Source organism: Brachybacterium sacelli, assembly GCF_017876545.1.
Taxonomy (GTDB): domain Bacteria; phylum Actinomycetota; class Actinomycetes; order Actinomycetales; family Dermabacteraceae; genus Brachybacterium; species Brachybacterium sacelli.
The window spans coordinates 1813368-1834378 of sequence record NZ_JAGIOD010000001.1 but is presented as its reverse complement, the minus strand read 5'-3'; the positions used below and the strand labels follow the sequence as shown (position 1 = coordinate 1834378).

The following is a 21011-nucleotide window of genomic DNA, read 5'->3' as shown; positions in this document are numbered from 1 at the left end:
TCAGGCGGTGCGCGCGGCGCGGACCAGGCGGATGATCCCGACGACGACCGCACCGATCAGCAACCCCACGCCGAGAGTGATCAGTGCGCCGCCGTCTCCACGCAGCACCGACCGGGCGATGTCGAGGTAGATCACCTGCAGGCCCAGCAGCGTCCAGACCATCATCCGCTCCCCCTCGCGGTAGATGGCCTGGGCGCCGCGCTCGGCGATCTCGGTCGGGTAGTTCAAGGCCCGCGGCCTGGTGGACAGCGCCGCGAGCGCGAGCGACAGCACCACCATCACCGCGGCCAGCACCAGCACGGACGCCTTGCCGCCCCAGCCGTCCGCCTCGCCGCCGAGGCCGAAGTGCGTCGCGATCGTGTCCGGCAGCTCCGCGTAGCTCAGGACGATCCATGCCGTGATCACGAGCGTCGCCAGCACGGACAGCAGCCGCAGGACCCTCGTGACCGGGCCGGTGGCGTAGTGGCGTGCGGGTCGTTGCGAGGTCCCCATCCCGGTGCTCATGGTGCCGCCCACCGTAGCGGGATCGTCGCGCCGCCGCCTCATCCTAGAGCCGGGGAGGGCGTCGTCCGCGATGGGAGCGGGTCAGTCCCGTGCCCGGCTCCGTCGCCGCACCCTCTCGCTGCTCGTGCAGCAGCGCATCACCCAGGTAGGGCAGGGCGAACTCGACCAGGCCCCGGCCGGCGGACCGGATCAGCTCGTCCTCGAGCAGCCGCTCGCGGTAGGTGGACTGGTTGCGAGGGTCGATGCCCATGCGCTGCGCGATGTCGCCGACGTTCGACGGTCCCTCGTCGACGAGCATCGCGAGGAGGTACTCGCGCTTGCGGGCGCTGAGGCCGCGCAGGGCCGGGCCGTGGACGTTCTTGATCATCGCGGCGACCACGGCCTCGCGGCCTCCGCGGACGTCCTCGATCTCGATCGTGTCCGCGTCGCCGCTGTTCTGCCAGGCCTTGGAGCCGATGAGCTGGATCAGGTACGGGTAGCCCTGGGAGATCTCGCCGGCCAGCACCGCGGCCTCGGGAGTGATCGTCTTGGCGGTGTCGGCGATGGTCATGCGGATCGCCTCGGCCGCGGTCCCGACGTCGACGCTGCCCACCTCGATCCGGTGGGCGCGGCGCAGGAAGGTGGTGCGCTCGTGGTCGAGCAGGGCATCGACCCCGGGGCGGACCCCGGCGGCGAGGAAGGCGACGGCGTGACCGGAGCCGATGAGGTCCTGGACGTGCTGGGTGATCGCGTGCAACTGGTCGCGGTCGACCGACTGCAGCTCGTCGAGCGTGATGAGCAGTCCGCCGCCGTCCTGGTCGGTGAGCCCCGCCAGTCGGTCCAGCACCGTGGTCAGCGGCTCGTGCTCGTCCTCGTAGCGCCGGAGGACCTCACGGCTGGCGCCGGTGCCCGAGACCCTCGCCGAGGTGAGACGGGAGGATTCCGCGTCGGGGTCCTGTTCCTTCAGCTGTGCGATCGCCGTGCCCCGCAGCTCGTCGACCAGGGAGGACGAGGACGTGTGCACGCGCAGATCGGTCCAGCCCGCCTCGAGGGCGAGCTCCTTGAACTCGGTCAGCAGCACCGTCTTCCCGGAGCCGCGGGCGCCGGAGATGAGGATCGCGCGGGCCTCGGGGACGCTGCCCTGGAGCGCGGCCGCGAACTCGTCGATGGCGACCGCGCGGCCGGCGAGGATGATCGGGGTCAGACCGAATCCGGGAGTGAACGGGTTCGCACCGCCCTGGGTGCCGAGCTCGGCGCTGCGCTGGTCCATGCGTGGTCCCGTCTGCGGAGGGGTGATGAGGTGTGGCTCGATTCTGCCTCGTATGTATTTGTGTGTAAAGGGTGGGTTCCGGGTGTCGGGTAGCGTGTTCACCACCACACAGTGCAGCGCCGCGCCAAGCTCGCGAACGGCGGTCGCGATGACCGGAAGGGGACATCATGCAAGGTCGACTCAGCACGCAACGGAAGGCCCGGACGGGACGCGGAGCACTCCTCATGGTGGCGGCCGGGGCACTTGCTCTGAGCGGGTGCGGTTCCGATCAGACACAGGACGAACCCGCACCGGCAGGAGAGGGCGACGGCACCGCCCTCGCCACCGCGCAGGTGCAGGACGGGGACGGCAACGAGGTGGGGACCGCGGAGTTCACGGAGGCCGAGGACGGTCTCCGGATCAGCGTGAACCTCAGCGACCTGGAGCCCGGCCACCACGGTCTGCACGTGCACGAGGCGGGTCTGTGCGAGCCGGACAGCGCCGCCCCCGATGACCCGTCGGAGACCGGCGACTTCCTCTCCGCGGGAGGCCACATCGGTGCCGGTGAGGTTGAGCACCCGGACCACCCGGGGGACCTGCCGTCGCTGCTGGTGAACGAGGACGGCACCGCGACCATGACGTTCGTGACCGACCGGCTGTCCGAGGAGGACCTGCTGGATGACGACGGCGCGGCGCTGATGGTCCACAGCGGTCCGGACAACTTCGCCAACATCCCCGAGCGCTACGCCCCGGACGGTCCCGACGACGACACCACGGGCGCCGGCGACGCAGGCGATCGTGCCGCCTGCGGCGCGATCGAGGCCGCGAACGGGTGACCTCCGCCCCGGGCGCCGTTCACACGTCCTCGATGCTCACCCCACCGGCCGCCAGTTCCTGCTCGAGTCGACCGATCCCGTCCGGATGCACGGCAGCGGTCAGCGAGCGCAGCACGCGCACCGATGCCGCGCCACCCGCGTCGGCCGCACCGAGCGCCGTGGCGCGCACGCAGAAGTCGTAGGCGAGACCGACCACGTCGATCTGCTCCCACTCCCTGTCCGCGATCAGCGCCTGGACGCTCTCGCCGGTGGCGACCACCTGCCCTTCCAGTGCGCTGTAGGACGGCACGCCGTACCCCTTGTGCACCACCTCGAGCCGATCCCCCAGGTCAGCAGCCAGCGTCTCCATCTCCGGGTGGAACGCGGCACCGGCGGACCCGGCCACGCAGTGCACGGGCCAGGTCTCCTCGAAGTCCGGCTCCGTCGGCGGCGTCGCGAAGTGCCCGCCGTTGTCCGTGTCCCCGCGATGCCGGTCCTTGCTGGCGAGAATGCGGTCGTACTGATCACCGGTGCGACGTACGTGCTCGGCGATCCGCGCGGCGACCCCGGCGCCGCCTCCGACGCCGAGAGCACCGCCCTCGCAGAAGTCGTTCTGGACGTCGACGATGACGAGCAGCCGCGAAGACATGGGTTCCTCCTCAGTCCGGTGGCATGATCACCGCCCAGCCTACGGAGCGCCCCGTCCGCACCTCGCCATGCCCCCTGGCAGAATCGGCGCATGCCCACGCCGCTTCCCCACCCGACCGGTCCGCGCACGTATCCGGCCCTGCTCTCGCCCCTGGACCTCGGCCGGTTCGAGGTGCGCAACCGCATCGTCATGGGATCCATGCACGTCGGGCTCGAGGACCGTCCGGCCGATGCGAAGAAGCTCGCGGCCTATCTCGGCGAGCGCGCCCGCGGCGGCGCCGGACTGATCGTCACCGGTGGCTTCTCCCCCGACCGCACCGGTCGCCTCACCCCACGCGGAGCCCAGGCCACCGACCGCGCCCTGCGCGCCCACCGGATGGTCACCCGCGAGGTCCACGAGGCCGACGGGCGCATCCTCCTCCAGCTCCTCCACGCCGGACGCTACGCCTTCCACCCGCTGGGAGCCTCGGCGGGCCGCGCGCGCTCCCGCCTCTCGCCCTTCCGCGCCCGCCGCCTCACCCGCCGCGGGGTCGGCCGTACCGTCGACCACTTCGCCGAGGCCGCCCGGCGCGCGGTCGACGCCGGTTACGACGGTGTCGAGATCATGGGTTCCGAGGGCTACCTGCTCAACCAGTTCCTCGCCCCGACCACCAATCGGCGCCGGGACCGCTGGGGCCGCGGCGCCGAGGGCCGCCGGGCGATGCCGCTGGCGATCGCTCGGGCCGTGCGTGAGGCGATCGGCGAGGACGCCCTGCTCAGCTACCGCATCTCCCTGCTCGATCTGGTCCCGGGCGGGCAGACCTGGGACGAGACGGCAGCCCTCGCCAGCGGCCTCACCGAGCGCGGCGTGGACGTGCTGTCCACCGGCATCGGCTGGCACGAGGCCCGGGTGCCCACGATCGTCACCTCCGTGCCGCGCGCCGCCTTCGTCGAGCAGACCGCCCGCCTGCGCGAGCACGTCGAGGTCCCCGTCGTCGCCTCCAACCGGATCCACGATCCCGAGGTCGCCGAGCAGGTCCTCACCGACGGTCATGCCGACCTGATCTCCATGGCCCGCCCGCTGCTGGCCGACCCCCACCTGCCTGCGAAGCTGGCCGACGGTCGCGCCCCGCAGGTGGTCGCGTGCATCTCCTGCAACCAGGCCTGTCTGGACAAGGTGTTCGAGGGCGAGCGGGCCAGCTGCCTGGTCAACCCCCGCGCCGGGCACGAGACCGAGCTGGTGCTGCGGCCGGTCACGCAGCGCCGTGCCCGCAAGGTCGCCGTCGTCGGCGCCGGCCCTGCGGGGCTCGAGGCGGCGCTGTCGGCCGCCGAGCGCGGCCATGTGGTCACCCTGTTCGAGGCCGGCGAGGAGATCGGCGGTCAGCTGCGCCTGGCCGCCCACATCCCCGGCAAGGAGGACTACGCGCAGGCGCTGCGCTCCTGGCGGATGCGGCTCGCCGCGGCCGGCGTGGGGATCCGCCTGGGAACCCGCCCGGCCGCGGATGACCTGCTCGGCTTCCACGACGTCATCGTGGCCACCGGTGTCGTCCCCCGCGTCATCGATCTGCCGGTCGACGGCGGCCCCCAGGTCATCAGCTACGCGGACCTGCTCGAGGGCCGCGCCGAGCCGGGCGAGCGGGTCGCGATCATCGGCGCCGGCGGCATCGGGGTCGACGTCGCCGAGTACCTCACCTCCCCGCGCCCCTCCCCCACGCTCGAGACCGCGCGATGGACGACGCACTGGGGTGTGGTCGAGGCCGATGAGGAGCATCGCGGCGGCGTCACCACCCGCCCGCCCGGCTCGGCGGACGACGGTCGCCTGGCCCGCGAGGTGCACCTGCTCCAGCGCAAGGAGACCCGCATCGGCGCCGGCCTCGGGCGCACCACCGGATGGGTGCACCGGACCGAGCTGCGCCACGCCGGCGTCATCCACCATCGCGGGGTCACCTACCGGCGGATCGATGCCGACGGCCTGCACCTGATCGAGGACGGGGCCGAGCACACCCTCGCGGTGGACACCGTCGTGGTCTGCGCCGGGCAGGTCAGCGCGAACGACCTGGCCGACGAGGTCCGCGCCGCGCGCCAGGGCCGCACGCCCCGGGTGCACGTCATCGGAGGGGCCGACGTCGCGGCCGAGCTCGACGCCGAACGGGCGATCCGGCAGGCCGTCGAGGTCGCCGCCGGGCTCTAGAGGCTGGACCGCACGGGCGCGATCCGGGAGGATCGGACGTCATGAGCGACCTCACCGACCTCGACCACCTCGCCCGGGCCGTCGACCTCGCCACCGCCAACGTCACGGACGGCGGCGGGCCCTTCGGCGCGGTCCTGCGGAGGGCCGACGGTGGACTGGTCGAGGGCGTCAACCAGGTCACCACCGCCCACGACCCCACCGCCCACGCCGAGGTGATGGCGATCCGCACGGCCTGCGCGCAGCGGGAGACGCACGAGCTGCCCGGCGCCGTGCTCTATGCGAGCTGCGAGCCCTGCCCCATGTGCCTGGCCACCGCGCTGTGGGCGCGTGTGGACCGGGTGGTGTTCGCCGCCGGGCGGGACGACGCCGCCCGGGCGGGCTTCGACGACGCCACGTTCCACGAGTACTTCGAGACACCGGGCCACCACCGGCTGCTGCCCACCGAGCAGACCCGGACCGTGCAGGCGATCGCCCCGTTCGAGGCCTGGCGCGCCCACGAGAGGCGCATCGCCTACTGAGTCATTCTCCGTGGGCGCCCTCGAGCACCTCGCGGGCGATCGGTCCGGCGGTCGTCGAGCCGTAGCTGCCGTCCTCGACGAAGGCCGCGACGACCAGGTCCCCCTGGGCGACGATCACCCAGGAGTGGAGCTTCAGCTCACCGTCCTCGTCGGTCCACTCGGCGGTGCCGGTCTTGCCGATCACCGGATCGCCCGGCAGATCGGCGAAGGCGTCGAGGCTGCCGCGGGTGACGACCCCGCGCAGCAGATCCTGCATCTGCGAGGTCTCGTCCTCGGTCAGTGGCTGATCCACGTCGACCGGGCCGGACTCGTCGTCGGCGAGGATCCGGGGGTGGACGGTGTGGCCCTGCTGGATGCTCGCGAGCACCACCGCCATGGACAGCGGTGAGGCCTGCACCCGGCCCTGGCCCATCAGCGCCGCGGCGTGCTGGGCGCCCTCGTCCTCCGGCGGGACCGAGCCCATGAAGGCGTCCAGCCCGGTCGGTGCTTCCTGGCCGCTGCCCAGGGTGGTCGCGGCCTCGGCGAGCGCCTGCTGGGAGACGGTGTCGTGCTGGAGCAGCATCGCGGTGTTGCAGGAGTGCGCGATGGCGTCGCTCAGCGGCATCGGCCCGAACAGGCTCGGGTCCAGCGAATCGGCGTTCTTGAAGGTGACCCCCTCGACGGTCGCCGTCTCGGGGCACTGCAGCGTGGTGTCCGGAGTGACGCCCTCGCGCAGCAGGCCGAGCGCGGTGACGGCCTTGAAGGTGGAGCCCGGCGCGTACCGGCCGACGAGCCCCACCGGGTAGGACTGTCCGGTCGGCCCCAGGGCCGCAGCGAGCAGGTCCCCGCTCGAGGGCTGCAGGGCGATCACCGCGCTCGGGGAGTCCTCGTCCGCGATCGCCTCGGTGGCCAGATTCTGCAGGTCCTGATCGAGCGTCGTGGCCACGTCGGTGCCGTCGGTCGGCTCCACCCGATGCAGGGAGCGCTGGGTCTCCGCCTCGTCGTCGACGGCGAGGACGTTCACACCGGTCTCGCCGACCAGCGCGTCCCGCCGCGCGGCGAGCACGCCACCGGTGCCGACGAGATCCCCGGCCACGATCTCTCCGTCCGAGCCCTCGATGTCCTCCTGCGTGGCCTCGCGCAGGGAGCCGAGCACACCGGGGGCGAAGTCGCGCTCGACGGCCAGGGGCTGGGTCTGCTCGATCGCGCGATACCCGGTGAGGTCCGCCGCCTCCTCGAGCGGGTAGTCCCCCAGGTCGTCCTCGCGGACGGTGAGCGCGGGGACGAAGGCGTCGGGGCCGTACCCGGCGACGGTCTCCACGTAGCGATCCGCGTCGATGCCGAGCACCCCCGCGAGCTCACGGGCCTCGTCCTCCTGGGTGTCCTCCTCGAGCTGGGTCTTGTCGAGCCCGAGCACGCGCACGGCGTGCGGGCCGTACAGCGCGGTGCCGTCGCGATCGGTGACCTTGCCGAGCTGCGGGTCCAGCGGCGCGATCTCCAGGTGCTCCCGGTCGGTGAGGTCGGGGCCGAGCACGGCGGGCTCGAGCTCCGCCGCCCAACCCTCCTCGGTGCGCGTGAGCGTGGCCTCGGTGGTGTAGCTCCAGGTCCCGGCCTCGTGCGGGAGGGTCCAGGTCCACTCCATGGTCGCGGTGCGGGTGCCGTCCTCCACGCTCCCGGCGTCGGCCATCTCCACCGTCGGCTGCTCCCCCGTTGCCTCGAGCATCTGCCCGAGCACGCGTTCGTGCTCCTCCGCGGCGGCGTCGGCCGAGAGGCCCTCGAGCGGCACCTCGGCGAAGTCCCCGCTGGCCAGAGCCGCGGCGAGGGCCTCGGCCTCCTCCGCGCCGTCGCCGAAGCGGTCCCGCCACAGGAGGACGCCGACCACGAGGGCCGCGATCACGGCGAGGGCGATGATGATGATCACGGGGCCGCGGCGGCGCGTGCGGAGGGGAGCTTCGTCCATGGGGTCATGGTCGCGGGCCGACAGTGGCCGCGTCCACCCCGACGCCTAGACTCGGCGCCATGCCCCGCGTGCTCCATACCGCCCAGGCGCTCGTCGACGTCGTGGTCGAGGTGCCCGAGCTCCCGCCGCGCGGTGGGAACACCAACGCCACCAGTGAGGACCGTTACGCCGGCGGAGCGGCCACGATCCTGGTCGCTGCCGCTCGCACCGGGGCCCCGGCCGTCCATGGCGGTGCGCACGGCACCGGCCCGAACGGGGACCTGGTGCGCAGGGCGCTCGCGGCCGACGGGGTCGACGTCTCCGATCCGCCTCGAGCCCAGAGCGATACCGGGTACTGCCTCGTGTTCGTCGAGCCCTCGGCGCAGCGCAGCTTCGTGACCGTCTACGGCGCCGAGCGCGAGATCACCGCGGACTCACTGGCGACCCTCTCGCCGGAGCCCGGCGACCTGCTGTGCATCTCCGGCTACAGCCTGTTCGAGCCCACCCGGGAGCCGCTGCTGGAGTTCCTGGACACCGTGGAGGACGGCGTCGAGGTGGTGCTCGACCCCGGCGAGCCCTTCGCCTCCTTCGACTCCCGGGTGCAGGACCGCGTGCTCGCCCGCACCACCGTGTGGACCTCGAACGCCGACGAGGCCCGCGCCCTGACCGGCCTCGACGCCCTCGAGGACACCCCGGAGGCGCTGCGGCGCCGTATCGGCTCGCATGCCGTGGTGCTCGTGCGCGACGGTGAACGGGGCTGCCTCGTGTTCCATCACGGCCGCGGCACCGAGATCCCCGCCTTCCCGCAGCGGGCGGTGGACACCAACGGTGCCGGCGACACCCACACCGGCGTGCTGCTGGCCGAGCGGGCGCTGGGCGCGGACTGGGAGTCAGCGGCCACCCGGGCGAACGCCGCCGCGGCCATCGCGGTGACGCGCCGCGGACCCCAGAGCGCTCCCCCGCGCGCCGAGGTCGATGCCTTCCTCTCCTGAGGAGGGACGTATTCTGCTCGGATGGACACCAGGAACGAGGTTCAGCAGTTCCTCACGGCCGCGAGGGGCCGAGTGACGCCCGAGCGCGCGGGCATCGCGACGTACGGCATCCGCCGGGTCCCCGGGCTGCGCCGCGAGGAGGTGGCCCAGCTCGCCGACGTGTCCATCGCGTACTACACGCGGATCGAGCGCGGGGACCTGCGCGGGGTCTCCGAGAGCGTGCTGGAGGGCCTCGCCCGCGCGCTGCATCTCGACGCGGCCGAGCGCGACCATCTCCACCACCTCGCCCGCGCTGCCACCGGCGGCGGGCACTCGCGCCGGGTGCGGGCCGACGACACGGTGCCCGAGCGCGTGCACCAGCTCATCGAGACCATGCAGGACGTTCCGGTGATCGCCTCGAACCATCTGCGCGACCCCCTCGCCTCCAACGCGCTGGGCCGCGCGCTGTTCCCGCACCTGTTCCCCGCGGACTCGGCGCCGGTGAACACGATCGAGTACACCTTCCTCGACCCGCGGGCGCGCAGCTTCTACCCCGACTGGGAGACCGTTGCCCGCGGTGCGGTCTCGAGCCTGCGGCTCACCGCCGGGCAGCTCCCCGACGACGAGGCGCTGAGGTCGCTCATCGATCGACTCCTCGCCGAGAGCCCGCAGTTCGGCACCTGGTGGGTGGGTCAGACGGTGCGCACCCACACCCACGGCGCGAAGCGCATCGTCCACCCCGTGGTCGGCGAGCTCACCCTCGGCTTCGAGGTGCTCGAGGTGCCGTCGGCCCCCGGGATCCGCCTCGCGACCTATCAGGCCGAGCCCGGGACCCCCGACGCCGACGCCCTGGACCTGCTGCGCAGCTGGACCGCGCAGCCCTCCGCCGCGGAACCCGTCCCCGGGGGTCACCAACGGTGACTCCCTCGCGGGAGTGAGCGCGTCTACGGTCGAGCTCATGAGCACCTTCACCCTGAACAACTCCGTCGTGATCCCCACGCTCGGGCTCGGCGTCTTCCAGACTCCTCCCGAGGACACCGCGGCCGCGGTGCGCACCGCCCTCGAGGTCGGGTACCGCCACCTCGACACCGCCGCCGCCTACGGCAACGAGAAGGAGGTGGGGCAGGCGCTGCGCACCTCCGGCGTCGACCGCTCCGAGGTGTTCGTCGAGACCAAGATCTGGATCAGCGACTACGGCAGCGAGGAGACCCTCCACGGCGTCGAGAAGAGCCGCGCCAAGCTGGGCGTGGACCAGATCGACCTGCTGCTCCTGCACCAGCCGCTGCCCACCGCCTTCGACCGCACCGTCGCCGCCTACCGCGCCCTCGAGCAGGTGCTCGAGATGGGCACCGTGCGCGCCATCGGCGTGAGCAACTTCCTGCCCGAGCACCTCAGCGACCTGCTGGAGCGCACCGACGTGGTGCCCGCCGTCAACCAGATCGAGGTCCACCCCTACTTCCAGCAGCGCGAGGTGCAGGCGCTGAACGCGCAGCACGGCATCCTCACCCAGGCCTGGTCGCCGATCGGAGGCATCACCTCCTACCGCGAGTCCGCGCGGCGCAGCTTCGAGGATCCGGTGCTGCAGGCGATCGCCGGCGCGCACGAGGCGACGACCGCCCAGGTCATGCTGGCCTGGCATCTGCAGCAGGGCCGCCAGGTGATCCCCAAGTCGGTGCGCCCCGAGCGCATCCGCGAGAACCACGAGGCGCTCCGGGTCACGCTCACCGACCCGGAGCTGGCCAGGATCGACGCCCTGGAGACGGGGGTGCGCGGCGGGCCCGAACCGGCCGACGTCACGCTGGAGAGCTTCGGGCGGGAGATCCCCGAGGCGTGACGCTCCGAGTCCTCATCCCCTCGACGGCGCTGCTGTGGGGGCTGCAGTTCGCCTTCCTCAACCCCGCCCTCGCGCTGGTGCTGACCACCCTGTACGACGCCTCCACCACCGAGCTCGGCTGGGCGCTCGCGCTGTACAACGCCAGCGCTCTGATCGCGACGACGCTGATCCCGGCCCACGCCGACCGCACCGGCCGCTACCTGCGCCCGATGCTGGTCAGCGCCGTGCTGACGATCCTGCTGTCGGCGCTGCTCGCGCTGGCCGCCTCCCTGCCGCTGGCGATCGCCGCCCTGGTGGTGCTCGGCGGCCCTGCCGGGGTGGGCAGCACGATGCTGTTCGCCCACCTGCGCCACTCCGGGGCGGACAGCACCCAGATCATCAACACCCGCGCACTGTTCTCCGTGGCCTGGGTGGCGGGTCCCCCGATCGCGACCTTCCTCATCGGTGCCTTCGGTGAGCGGGCCGCTCTGCTCGCGATCGCGCTCACCGCGGTGGGGAGCTTCGTCGCGACGGCCCTGCTGCAGTCCCACGGGGCCCGCGCCGCCCCCGAGAACACGAGCGACGAGGAGCCCGACCCCGGTCCGCTGCCCGGCCGCGCCGGCGTCGCGATCATCGTGATCGGCTTCGTGCTGCTGCAGGCCGCGAACGCGAGCGCCATGTCGTTCATGACCGTCTACGTCACCCAGTCCCTCGGTCTCGACGTGGTCTGGGCGGGCATCGCACTGGGGGTCGCCGCCGGGCTCGAGGTCCCCGCGCTGTTCGTGCTGGGCAGGCTGAGCCGGCGGTTCTCGGCGCAGGGGTTGATCATCACCGGCTGCACGCTCGGCGTGGGCTACTACGTGCTGCTGGCGATGGTGGAGACCCCCGTCGGCCTGATCGGGATCCAGGTGCTCAACGCCTGGTGCTTCGCGACCATCGCCGGGACAGGTCTGACCCTGTTCCAGCAGATCATCGTCCGCCCCGGGCTCTCCACCAGCCTGTACATGAACGCCCGACGCGTGGGCGCGATCCTCTCCGGCGGGGTGATCGCCCTCGGTTCGATGACCGCGTTCGGCCAGGCGGGCATCTACCTGGTGTGCGCTGCACTGACCGCCGGCGGCATCGTGGCGATCGTGATGGCTCATCACCGGAGCCCGCGCACCGTGGTCGGCTGACCAGGCGATCCTCAGCCGGCCCTCCTACGATGGCAGGGTCGGCGAGAGGACGGAGAGCATGGACGCCACCACCTTCCACGACTTCTGCGCGACCACCATCGACGGGGAGCGCCAGGATCTGAGCGCCTACCGAGGGCTCCTGGTGCTGGTCGTCAACACCGCCACCCAGTGCACCTTCACCCCGCAGTTCGAGGGTCTGCAGTCCCTCCAGGACCGCTTCGCCGAGCACGGCTTCACGGTGCTCGGCTTCCCCTCGGACCAGTTCCACCAGGATCCCGGCAGCGACCAGGACACCAAGGACGCGTGCACCTCCGCCTACGACATCACCTTCCCGCTGATGGCGAAGATCGACGTCAACGGCTCCGGCGCCCATCCGCTCTGGCAGTGGCTGCGCGAGCAGAAGGCCGGCGTGATGGGCGGGCGCATAGCCTGGAACTTTACCAAATTCCTCATCTCGCCCGAGGGCCGGGTGCTGCGCCGGTGGGCACCACCGGTCCCCCCGGCCCGGATCGCCCGCCGGATCGAGACGGAGCTCGACCTGCACTGATCAGCGCATCCGGCCCTGTCCTTGGTAGCGTGGGTCACAAGACCTGACCATCTGAAAGGGGTCCTCATGGAAGGCGCCGTACTCTTCCTCGTCATCGCCGTCGTCATCATCGTCGTCCTGATCATCCTGGCAGCTCTGCTGTTCGGCGGTCTGCGCACGTCGCTGATGTTCACGGTCCACTCCCGGGAAGCGGTGATCGTCGAACGGTTCGGCAAGTTCCGTCGCGTCGCCCAGGCCGGACTGAACTTCAAGGCGCCGTTCATCGACGGCACCACCCGCCCCATCTCGCTGCGCGTCCAGCAGCTCGAGGTGAACATCGAGTCCAAGACCAAGGACAACGTGTTCGTGAACGTCCCCGTGGCGGTGCAGTACGTGATCAAGGAGGAGCAGGTCGTCGACGCGTACTACAAGCTGTCGAACCCTGAGGCGCAGATCCGCTCCTACGTGTTCGACACCGTGCGCTCGGCCCTGTCCGCGCTCGAACTGGACCAGGCCTTCGAGTCGAAGGACGACATCGCCAGCAGCGTCGAGCGGACCCTGTCGACCCGGATGGCGGACTTCGGCTTCAACATCATCAACACCCTGGTCCAGGACATCTCCCCCGACTCCCGGGTGCGTGACTCGATGAACTCCATCAACGCCGCCCAGCGCGACCGCGTCGCGGCGCAGTCCCTCGCCGAGGCCGACAAGATCAAGCGCGTCACCCAGGCCGAGGCGGAGGCCGAGTCCAAGCGCCTCCAGGGTGAGGGCGTCGCCGCCCAGCGCAAGGCGATCGCCCTGGGCATCGCCGAGCAGTACGAGATGCTGCGCAAGGTCGGCATCGAGAACTCCGCGGAGCAGCTGTTGCTGATGACGCAGTACTTCGACACCATGCAGGACGTGGCCCGCAACGGCCGTTCCAACGTCCTCTACCTGCCCTCGAACCCGGGCGCCGTGGGCGGCATGGGCGACGAGATCCGCACCGCCATGCTGCAGGCCCAGGCCGCGCACGAGGCCGAGAAGGACGGCGAGCGCGACCAGGCCCGCATCTCCGCCGACGAGCTGCGGGAGCAGGAGCAGGACCGCGCCGACCGAGCCCGCTCCGAGGCCGAGCACCGTGCCCGCGACGCACAGCAGCAGGCCAAGCGGGCCGCGGAGGACGACGCCCCGCCGTGGGCGCACTCTGGCTCCGCGGACCAGCTCTGATCCGGGACCCTGCACGGTGATGCGGGCCCGCCTCCCACCCGGAGGCGGGCCCGCATCACGTGGGGAGCAGTCCCGCCGTCGACTCGCGCTCGAGGAAGCGCCACGGGAACGTCCATCCCTCCGTGATCTGCGACCCGCTGCGCGCCGCCTCGGCGAGTGCGGAGAAGACCTGGGTGTAGTCGGCCCCGATCGCCCCGAGGGTGCTGAGGGGCACGGACATCTCGGCCCCCTCCGGGATGTCCCCTCGACCGACCACTCCGACCGTCCGGCCCAGCCCGATCCCCCGCCGTGCGCACTCCGCCGCGATCTGGATGGCCAGCCGGTCGCTGAGGCACATGACCACCACGGGGCCGTCGGCCGGCGCTGAGGCCAGGCGGTCCCACGGCAGGGCCGAGAGGTCCGCGCCGATGCGATACGGCATCTCCAGGACCTCGACCTCCGCGACCCCGGCCGCCTCCAGCACCCCGAGGATCGGCGCGGTGAAGATCCGGTCGTGGTGACCCGGGCCCGCGGGCCCCTCCTTGACCAGCACGAATCGCCGCACCCCGCGAGCGACCAGTGTGCGCGCCGCCGCCTCGGCCGCCTGTTCGTAGCCGTGCCGCACCTTGGCCACGCCGTCGAAACCGCTCTCGGCGAAGGCGAGGGCGGGGATCGTGCAGTCCGCCAGATGGCTGGGATCGTCGTCGTCCTCGAGATGGACCGTGAAGCAGGCATCGACCGCGCGGCGGTCCAGCAGGTCGGTCACCCGGTCGAGGGCGGCACCCGGTCGCACGTCCGGGAACACCACGAGATCCAGGCAGTGCCGCGAGAGCTCCTCCTGCGCGAGCGCGATGAGGTTCTCCCGCCACGGATTGCTCGGCGTCGAGACGATGGCGCCGACCAGCCCCGTCCGCTGCCGGCGCAGAGCCCGGCCGGCCCAGTTCGGCCGGTAGCCGAGCTCGGTCATCGCGGCCTCCACCCGGGCGCGGGTCTCGGCGTTCCCGGTGCCTCTGCGGTCGGCGCGACCGCTGAGGATGTGCGACACGGTCGCGGTCGAGACTCCCGCGAGCCGGGCGACGTCCGCCTGGGTGGGGCGAGCCGGGGAAGGGCCTGGCCCCTCGTCCCTCGTCCCGCTCTTGACAGTGCTGCTCACGTCACTCATCGTAGGCCATGGTTAATCGAAATACCACGGCATGCCCGGAGATGCGAGGAGGCATCCATGCCCGACGACGACGCCCGCACCACGTTCCGCCGACGCTCCGTGCTCGGTGCCACCGCTGTCATGGCCACCGGATTGAGTGCCTGCTCCGTCGAGACGGGTTCGGAGTCAGGGACGGAGGGGAGGACCTCGAGCGACTTCACGTTCGAGTTCGACGCCGACGCCACGGATTCCACGCAGCTGACCTGGATGGACTCCGGTGATCTCAAGGCCCTGTTCATCGAACCCGTGATCGCGGAGTTCGGTGAGCAGCACCCCGACATCACCACGAAGTACGACGGGGCCGGGTGGGAGCAGGTCAACCAGGTCGTCCCGCTCGGGATCCGCAACGGCTCGGCACCCGACGTCTTCGCGCTCCCCGAGAACGTGCCGCCGGAGACGGCGATCGGGGAGGACTGGGTGCGGCCGATCGACGACGTCATCCCCGACTTCGAGCAGTGGCGGGCAGGGTTCCCCGAGACCGCCCTGATCAACGGCATCCACGTCTTCGACGGCAGGGTCTACAGCTGGCCGCTGAACTCGACCCGACGCCTGGACATCACCCAGTACATCTCCCACGAGGCGGCGTCGGCCGCCGGCGTCGAGGTCCCCGTCGAGTCCGTCTCGACCTGGGAGGACCTGAGGTCCCTGGCGCAGGAGATCACTGCGACGGGAACCCCGGGCATCCTCTCCACCGCCGACCACCTCCACTACGTGGTCGCGAACCTCGCGAACACGGCGGGATGGCTGGGCAACTCCGACGGCATGAACATGCGGACCGGGTCGTTCGAGTACTCGGCCCCGGAGTACCTCGAAGCGCTCGAGTTCATCCGGTCGATGATCGAGGACGGCTCCTTCGTACCCGGCTATCTGACGCTCAAGGACGCCGACGCCCGGGCGCAGTTCCCCACCGGACTGGCGGGGATCTCCTTGAACGGGCCCTGGGACATCGTCCCGTGGGACGAGGACCACCCGGACTTCGAGTACACCATCCTGCCGCTGCCCTCCCCGGACGGCTCCTCCTACACGATCCCCTACCGCGAGACCGGCTCCAACATGGCCTGGCTCTACGCGGACAGCCCGAACACCGACGCCGCGGTGGCCGTCCTGAAGTTCATGGGGACCCTGGAGGGGCAGCGGGCGATGGTCGAGCTCTCCGGTGGGTTCCTCGTCTCCACGATCGAGGAGGCGAACACGTCGGCCGACCCCGAGCTCCTCCATCCTCAGGCGAAGAAGGTCACCGACATGGCGATCGAGTACATGCGCGCCTGCCCGCAGTTCGAGATCCGCAATCCCGATGCCGGCGCGGTCACGCTGCAGCTGGAACCGGCGAACCCGGGCATCTCCGCGACCATCGAAGGCATCCTCACCGGGCAGCTGCCGGACGCCGGCGCCGCGCTCGAGGACCTCGACGCACGACTGACCGAGGCCATGGAGAAGGCCTTCGACGAGGCCCGGGCCGGAGGCGCGGAGGTCGACATCGGCGAGCTGCAGTTCCCGAACTGGGACCCCGCCCGGGACTACAGCGCAGACGACTACGCCGCGCTCGGGGAGTGAGCATGGCTGTCGCGCCCCCACCCGCCCGGGCATCCCGTGCCCGGCGGAAGGACTTGCTGTGGATCTACCTGTTCATCCTGCCCGGCTTGGCGCTGACCAGCATGTTCATTTTCTACCCGATGGGTGCGTCCTGGTACTTCTCGCTGACGGAGTGGAACGGGTTCAGCGATGCGAAGGCCTTCGTCGGCCTGGCGAACTACCGCGAGCTGATCGGTGACGGCTTCTTCTGGGGCTCGTTCGGGCGGTCGATGATCTTCGTCCTGATCGGGGTGCCGCTGCGGGTCGGGTTGGCGCTCATCCTCGCGATCGTGCTGAACAACGTCATCCGAGGGCGGCTGTCGACCTTCTTCCGCACCGTGTTCTTCCTGCCCGTCATGGCCGCCGCATCGGTGATCGGCGTCGTGCTCACCTTCGTCCTCTCCCCCGGCAACGGACCGATCGCGCTCCTCCTCGAGACGACGGGGCTCACGGACACGCCGGTGGAGTTCCTCTCCGACCCGGACCTCGCGCTGTGGAGCACGCTGCTGCTGCACACCTGGAAGAACTTCGGGATGACGCTGATCTACTGGCTCGCCGCCCTGCAGACCGTCCCGCCCGAGTACTACGAGGCCGCCGAGGTCGACGGTGCCGGAGCGGTCCAGCGGCTGATCCGGATCACGCTGCCGATCCTGCTCCCCTTCGCGGTCATCATCATCGTCCTCACCGCGAACGAGAACCTCCACGCCTTCGCACTGATCCAGGCGCTGACCGGAGGCGGGCCGTACTACGCCTCCGAGGTGGTCGAGGTGTACATCTTCCGGACCGCCTTCGCCCCGGACGCCGCCGGAGGCGTGCCGAGACTGGGATACGCCTCGGCCGCCGGATGCTTCTTCGGGATGGCGACACTGATCATCGCCCTCCTGCAGGCATGGGCCTTGAAACTCGTCGCCGCCCAGAGAGCGAGGCTCGATCGATGACCACCGCCGGCCCGACCCTGCGAACGAGCACGTCGGTCCAGGAGGCCGACGGCGCCCGCCCGCCGCGGCCACCGCGTCGCCTCAAGCGCTCCGAGAAGATCGCGATGGCGCTCGGGGTCCTCGTCCTGCTGCCGATCGCCCTGGTGTGGATCTATCCCTTCGTCTGGGTGTTCTCGAGCTCCCTGCAGTCCAATGCCGAGATCTTCGCCTCGCTGAACCCGTTCACCTCGACCCTGCAGCTGGACAACTACATCCGCGCCTGGACCGAAGCGGACATGGGCCGCTACTTCCTGAACACGATCTTCGTGACCGGGGTGTCGATCCTCCTCTCGGTGACCGTCAACGCCCTGCTGGGCTACGTCCTGGGCCGGTACGTCTTCCCCGGCAAGCGGCTCATCTACGTGCTGCTGGCGCTCGTGGTGTTCCTGCCCGAGGGGTACACGGTGATCCCTATCTTCGACCTGATCGACAACCTCGGGCTGTCCGGGAGCCTGTGGGGCATCGCCCTGGCCGAGGCGGGCGGCGTCAGCGTGATCGTCGTCCTGCTCTTCACCGGCTACTTCGCGCAGCTGCCGAAGGAGCTCGAGGAGGCCGCGAAGATGGACGGGGCGGGATTCCTGCGGATCTTCGCGCGCATCTACCTGCCGCTGGCCAGACCGGTTCTCGCCACCGCCGTGATCCTGCAGTTCATGCACGCGTGGAACGACTTCCTGCTGCCGCTGGTGCTCACGCTGTCCCAGCCGGACCTGCGCACCCTCGCCGTGGGGATCTACAGCCTGCAGAACCAGTACTTCAGCGACTGGGGAATGATGTCGGCGGCCTCGACGATCGCCCTGCTGCCCATCATCCTCGTCTTCATCGCCCTCCAGAAGTACTTCATCGAATCGTTCTCCGGTGCCGTGAAAGGTTGAGCCGACCATGACCTCCCCGACGACCCCGTCCTCCCCCGCGGCCCCGAACATCGTCCTGGTCTGCGTCGACCAGATGCGAGCCGACGCGATGGGCGTGGCGGGCAACGAGCACATCGACACCCCGAACCTCGATGACCTCGCACGGGGCGGGTACCGGTTCACCCGTGCCTATTCGGCGACCCCCACCTGCGTGCCCGCCCGGGTCGCGCTGTTCACCGGCAGATCGCCGGCCTCGCACGGGCGCTACGGGTACCGGGAGGGCATCTCCTTCCCCGACGCCTACCCCGTGACGCTGCAGTCCACCCTGGGAGCGGCCGGGTACCAGACCTACGGTGTGGGCAAGATGCACGTCTTCCCCGACCGGGCGCGGTGCGGCTTCGACGAGGTGCTGCTGCACGACGGTTTCCTGCACACCTCGCGCCGGCTGAGCCGCGGTCCCTCGGCGGCGATCGACGACTACGTCGAGTTCCTGCGCCGGGAGACCGGGGATCCGCGGGCCGACTACCAGGAGACCGGGATCGGCTGCAACGCGATGACCGCGCGGCCGTGGGAGCGCGAGGAGCGGCTGCACCCCACGCGCTGGGTGGCCGATCAGTCCTTCCGCTTCCTCGAGCGCCGCGACCCCTCCCGCCCGTTCTTCCTGTACATGTCCTTCCACCGGCCCCATGCGCCGTTCGATCCGCCGGCATGGCTGTGGGACAAGTATCGCGGGCGCGAGTTCCCGGACCGGCCGATGGGCGACTGGGTCCCGGAGTTCGACGAGCACCGCAATGACCGCGCCTCCGAGGCCGAGTTCGGGGCGCAGAAGGAGTCCACGCACCAGCAGGTGCGGGCCGGGTACTACGGCTCGATCGAGTTCATCGACCTGCAGCTGAACCGGCTGCGCGAGACGCTCTACGACCACGGTCTGGCCCAGGACACGGTGATCATGTTCGTCTCCGACCACGGCGACATGATGGGCGACCACGACATGTACCGGAAGTCCGTGGGTTACGAGGGCTCGGCCCGGATCCCCGCCGTGCTGCACGTGCCGCCCCGGTGGCGCGGGAGTTGGGGCGACCCGCGCGAGGTGGAGGCGATCACCGAGCTGCGCGATGTGATGCCGACGCTGCTGGACCTGGCCGGCGTCGAGGTGCCCGACGGCGTGGACGGTGTGAGCCTGCAGGCCGCCACGCGGGGCGCCGAAGGTCGCGAGCACCTCCACGGCGAGCACCTGATCGGCTCCCTGGGGCGCCACTCGATGCAGTGGATCCGCTCGCAGCGGCACAAGTACCTGTGGTTCTCCGGCAGCGGCCACGAGCAGCTGTTCGACCTCGAGGCCGATCCGCAGGAGAGCCACGACCTGGCCGGCGATCCCGCGCTGGGTGAGGAGCTCGCCCGGCATCGTGCACTGCTGGTCGCGTCGCTGCGCGGGCGGGAGGAGGGCTTCGTCGACGGCGAGGAGCTGGTGCCCGGCCGCCCCTTGGTCTCGGAGGCGGGCTGGGTGCGCGAGCACGCGATGCTCTGAGCTCCCGTTCGCGCGCCGCCCTGGCCCGCCCCTGTGTCGTCCTGTTCTGCCCCTTCTCCACCCGGGGCCACCCTGTTCCGCCCCTGCTCCGCCCCGGAGGCACCCTCGGCGGTCGAGAACTGGCGCTATGGCATGCGCTCTGGCGATATGGCCACAACACATGCTCCAGCGCCAGTGCACGACCGTCGAAAGTCGGACGTCGTAGCGCTCGAGGGCGGATTGTGCCCGGCCCGGTGGTGCGCTGAGGTAGGGGCATGACTGGATCCGAGGTTCTCCCCGACGCCGAAGCCGACTCCCCAGACACCGACGCTCCTCACACCGACGCTCCCGACGCCGACGCCGACTCCTATGCCACCGAGAAGCGGATCGGCCGTCTGGTCGCGGTGACGCTGGGCTGGTGGGCGCACGGCGGCGTGCGCCTGGCGCTGGCCCTGGTGCTGATGTACTACGGCGCGGCGAAGCTGGTGCTAGGTCAGTTCGGTGTGGCTGATCCCGGGGACGCACTGATCACCCAGGGTGAGATGAGCCCGATGGGCCTGCTGTGGCGGATGGTCGCCTTCTCCCCGCTCTTCCAGTTCCTGGGCGGGCTGGCGGAGTTCGGGGCCGGGCTCGCGCTGCTGTGGCGGCGCACCGTGCCCCTGGGGGCGGCGATCGGTGCCGCCTCCATGTCGCTGGTGCTGGTGCTGAACATCGGCTACGACGTGATGGTCAAGACCCCCTCGCTGATCTACATCATCCTCTCGCTGATCGTGCTGATCCCCTGGATGCCGCGGCTGGCCAGGGCGTTCCTCGGCCATGGCGAGATCGGCCGCGGGCCCGTGCCCACGCTGATCCCCTGGCGACCGCTGGCGCGGGTGACCAACATCCTCGGCCCGATCGCCGCGGCCGCTCTGGCAGTGCTGGTCCTCTGGGGCGTCTCCCAGATGTATCCCCCGCGCAGCACCGACGAGTCGCTCCCGGCCGGGGTCTGGGCCGTCGCGGAGGACACCGCCGAGCCGGCCGCCCAGCTCTCCGAGGACACCCGCTGGAGCGCGATCGCCTTCGGTGACACCCTCTCCGGGGAGACCTCACAGGTGCAGCTGCGACGGGCCGACGGGGAGTTGGTGACAGGCACCTACCAGCGCACCGGCGAGGGGACGGTCGAGCTGGAGCTGCACCCGCTGCGCGAGGAGGGCCAGCCCGTGGGCGAGTACCTCGAGCAGGACACGCGCTCGCTCTCCCTCGCCCTCGAGGAGCGCCCCGACGGGACGCTGCACGTCACCGGGGAGGGCCAGGACCTGGTGCTGGCCCCCGACGAGTCGGGCTCGACGCTGTTCGATCGCGGCTTCAGCTGGGGGATCCGACCGGACGATCCCTTCAACCGCTGAGACGACCGCCGGCCCTTGGCGGGCCTCCGAGATCGATGTAACGT

19 protein-coding genes are annotated in these 21011 nt (G+C 71.1%); 14 read left to right on the top strand and 5 right to left on the bottom strand.

Features of this window, described 5'->3' with window-relative positions:
• Together JOF43_RS08170 and JOF43_RS08165 are read right to left on the bottom strand one after the other, a co-directional pair.
• The gene (locus tag JOF43_RS08170) at positions 1–504 is read right to left on the bottom strand and encodes a DUF1648 domain-containing protein (protein WP_209901030.1); all 504 of its coding nucleotides are present in this window, start codon (positions 502–504) and stop codon (positions 1–3) included.
• A 43-nt stretch (positions 505–547) separates the two neighbouring features.
• Positions 548–1753: an ATP-binding protein gene (locus JOF43_RS08165; RefSeq protein ID WP_209901028.1), complete on the bottom strand. Its 1206-nt coding sequence runs from the start codon at positions 1751–1753 to the stop codon at positions 548–550.
• Positions 1754–1920: 167 nt separating this feature from the next.
• On the opposite strand from JOF43_RS08165, the gene JOF43_RS08160 reads away from it, so the two are divergent.
• A complete protein-coding gene (locus JOF43_RS08160) occupies positions 1921–2568 on the top strand; it encodes a superoxide dismutase family protein (protein ID WP_209901026.1) in 648 nt (215 codons plus the stop codon).
• Positions 2569–2587: 19 nt separating this feature from the next.
• On the opposite strand, the gene JOF43_RS08155 is transcribed toward JOF43_RS08160, so the two are convergent.
• Entirely contained in the window at positions 2588–3196 is a 609-nt protein-coding gene (locus tag JOF43_RS08155) for an isochorismatase family protein (protein WP_209901023.1), read from the bottom strand.
• 90 nt (positions 3197–3286) lie between these two features.
• Between JOF43_RS08155 and JOF43_RS08150 the strand changes: the two genes are divergently transcribed.
• Positions 3287–5365, top strand: coding sequence for an NADPH-dependent 2,4-dienoyl-CoA reductase (locus tag JOF43_RS08150; protein WP_209901021.1), 2079 nt, complete (start codon positions 3287–3289; stop codon positions 5363–5365).
• Positions 5366–5406: 41 nt separating this feature from the next.
• Entirely contained in the window at positions 5407–5883 is a 477-nt protein-coding gene (locus JOF43_RS08145; protein ID WP_209901019.1) for a nucleoside deaminase, read from the top strand.
• 1 nt (position 5884) lies between these two features.
• Here the strand turns inward: JOF43_RS08145 and JOF43_RS08140 are convergent, their stop codons facing one another.
• A complete protein-coding gene (locus JOF43_RS08140; RefSeq protein WP_209901017.1) occupies positions 5885–7822 on the bottom strand; it encodes a penicillin-binding transpeptidase domain-containing protein in 1938 nt (645 codons plus the stop codon).
• A 59-nt stretch (positions 7823–7881) separates the two neighbouring features.
• Here JOF43_RS08140 and JOF43_RS08135 point away from each other — a divergent pair, with 59 nt between their 5' ends.
• The 6 genes from JOF43_RS08135 (at position 7882) to JOF43_RS08110 (ending at position 13492) form a co-directional block, all read left to right on the top strand.
• The gene (locus JOF43_RS08135; protein WP_209901015.1) at positions 7882–8793 is read left to right on the top strand and encodes a PfkB family carbohydrate kinase; all 912 of its coding nucleotides are present in this window, start codon (positions 7882–7884) and stop codon (positions 8791–8793) included.
• Between the two features lie 21 nt (positions 8794–8814).
• Positions 8815–9693, top strand: coding sequence for a helix-turn-helix transcriptional regulator (locus JOF43_RS08130; protein WP_209901013.1), 879 nt, complete (start codon positions 8815–8817; stop codon positions 9691–9693).
• 37 nt (positions 9694–9730) lie between these two features.
• Positions 9731–10606: an aldo/keto reductase gene (locus JOF43_RS08125; protein ID WP_209901011.1), complete on the top strand. Its 876-nt coding sequence runs from the start codon at positions 9731–9733 to the stop codon at positions 10604–10606.
• Positions 10603–11760, top strand: a complete 1158-nt coding sequence (locus tag JOF43_RS08120; RefSeq protein WP_209901009.1) for an MFS transporter — start codon at positions 10603–10605, stop codon at positions 11758–11760. Before JOF43_RS08125 ends, JOF43_RS08120 begins: the two co-directional genes overlap by 4 nt.
• 58 nt (positions 11761–11818) lie before the next feature.
• The gene (locus tag JOF43_RS08115) at positions 11819–12307 is read left to right on the top strand and encodes a glutathione peroxidase (RefSeq protein WP_209901007.1); all 489 of its coding nucleotides are present in this window, start codon (positions 11819–11821) and stop codon (positions 12305–12307) included.
• A gap of 66 nt (positions 12308–12373) precedes the next feature.
• Positions 12374–13492, top strand: a complete 1119-nt coding sequence (locus JOF43_RS08110) for an SPFH domain-containing protein (protein WP_209901005.1) — start codon at positions 12374–12376, stop codon at positions 13490–13492.
• Positions 13493–13547: 55 nt separating this feature from the next.
• On the opposite strand, the gene JOF43_RS08105 is transcribed toward JOF43_RS08110, so the two are convergent.
• Positions 13548–14624: a LacI family DNA-binding transcriptional regulator gene (locus JOF43_RS08105; RefSeq protein WP_209901003.1), complete on the bottom strand. Its 1077-nt coding sequence runs from the start codon at positions 14622–14624 to the stop codon at positions 13548–13550.
• A gap of 66 nt (positions 14625–14690) precedes the next feature.
• Between JOF43_RS08105 and JOF43_RS08100 the strand changes: the two genes are divergently transcribed.
• From JOF43_RS08100 to JOF43_RS08080, 5 genes are all read left to right on the top strand, one after another.
• Entirely contained in the window at positions 14691–16226 is a 1536-nt protein-coding gene (locus JOF43_RS08100; RefSeq protein ID WP_209901002.1) for an ABC transporter substrate-binding protein, read from the top strand.
• A 2-nt stretch (positions 16227–16228) separates the two neighbouring features.
• Positions 16229–17182, top strand: coding sequence for a carbohydrate ABC transporter permease (locus tag JOF43_RS08095; RefSeq protein WP_209901000.1), 954 nt, complete (start codon positions 16229–16231; stop codon positions 17180–17182).
• Positions 17179–18093 (top strand): carbohydrate ABC transporter permease, encoded by a 915-nt coding sequence (locus JOF43_RS08090; RefSeq protein WP_209900998.1) that lies wholly within the window; start codon positions 17179–17181, stop codon positions 18091–18093. Before JOF43_RS08095 ends, JOF43_RS08090 begins: the two co-directional genes overlap by 4 nt.
• 7 nt (positions 18094–18100) lie before the next feature.
• On the top strand, positions 18101–19600 hold the full coding sequence (locus JOF43_RS08085) for an arylsulfatase (protein ID WP_209900997.1): 1500 nt from the start codon (positions 18101–18103) through the stop codon (positions 19598–19600).
• Between the two features lie 254 nt (positions 19601–19854).
• Positions 19855–20967 (top strand): SLC5/6 family protein, encoded by a 1113-nt coding sequence (locus JOF43_RS08080; RefSeq protein ID WP_209900995.1) that lies wholly within the window; start codon positions 19855–19857, stop codon positions 20965–20967.
• Positions 20968–21011 lie beyond the last annotated feature (44 nt).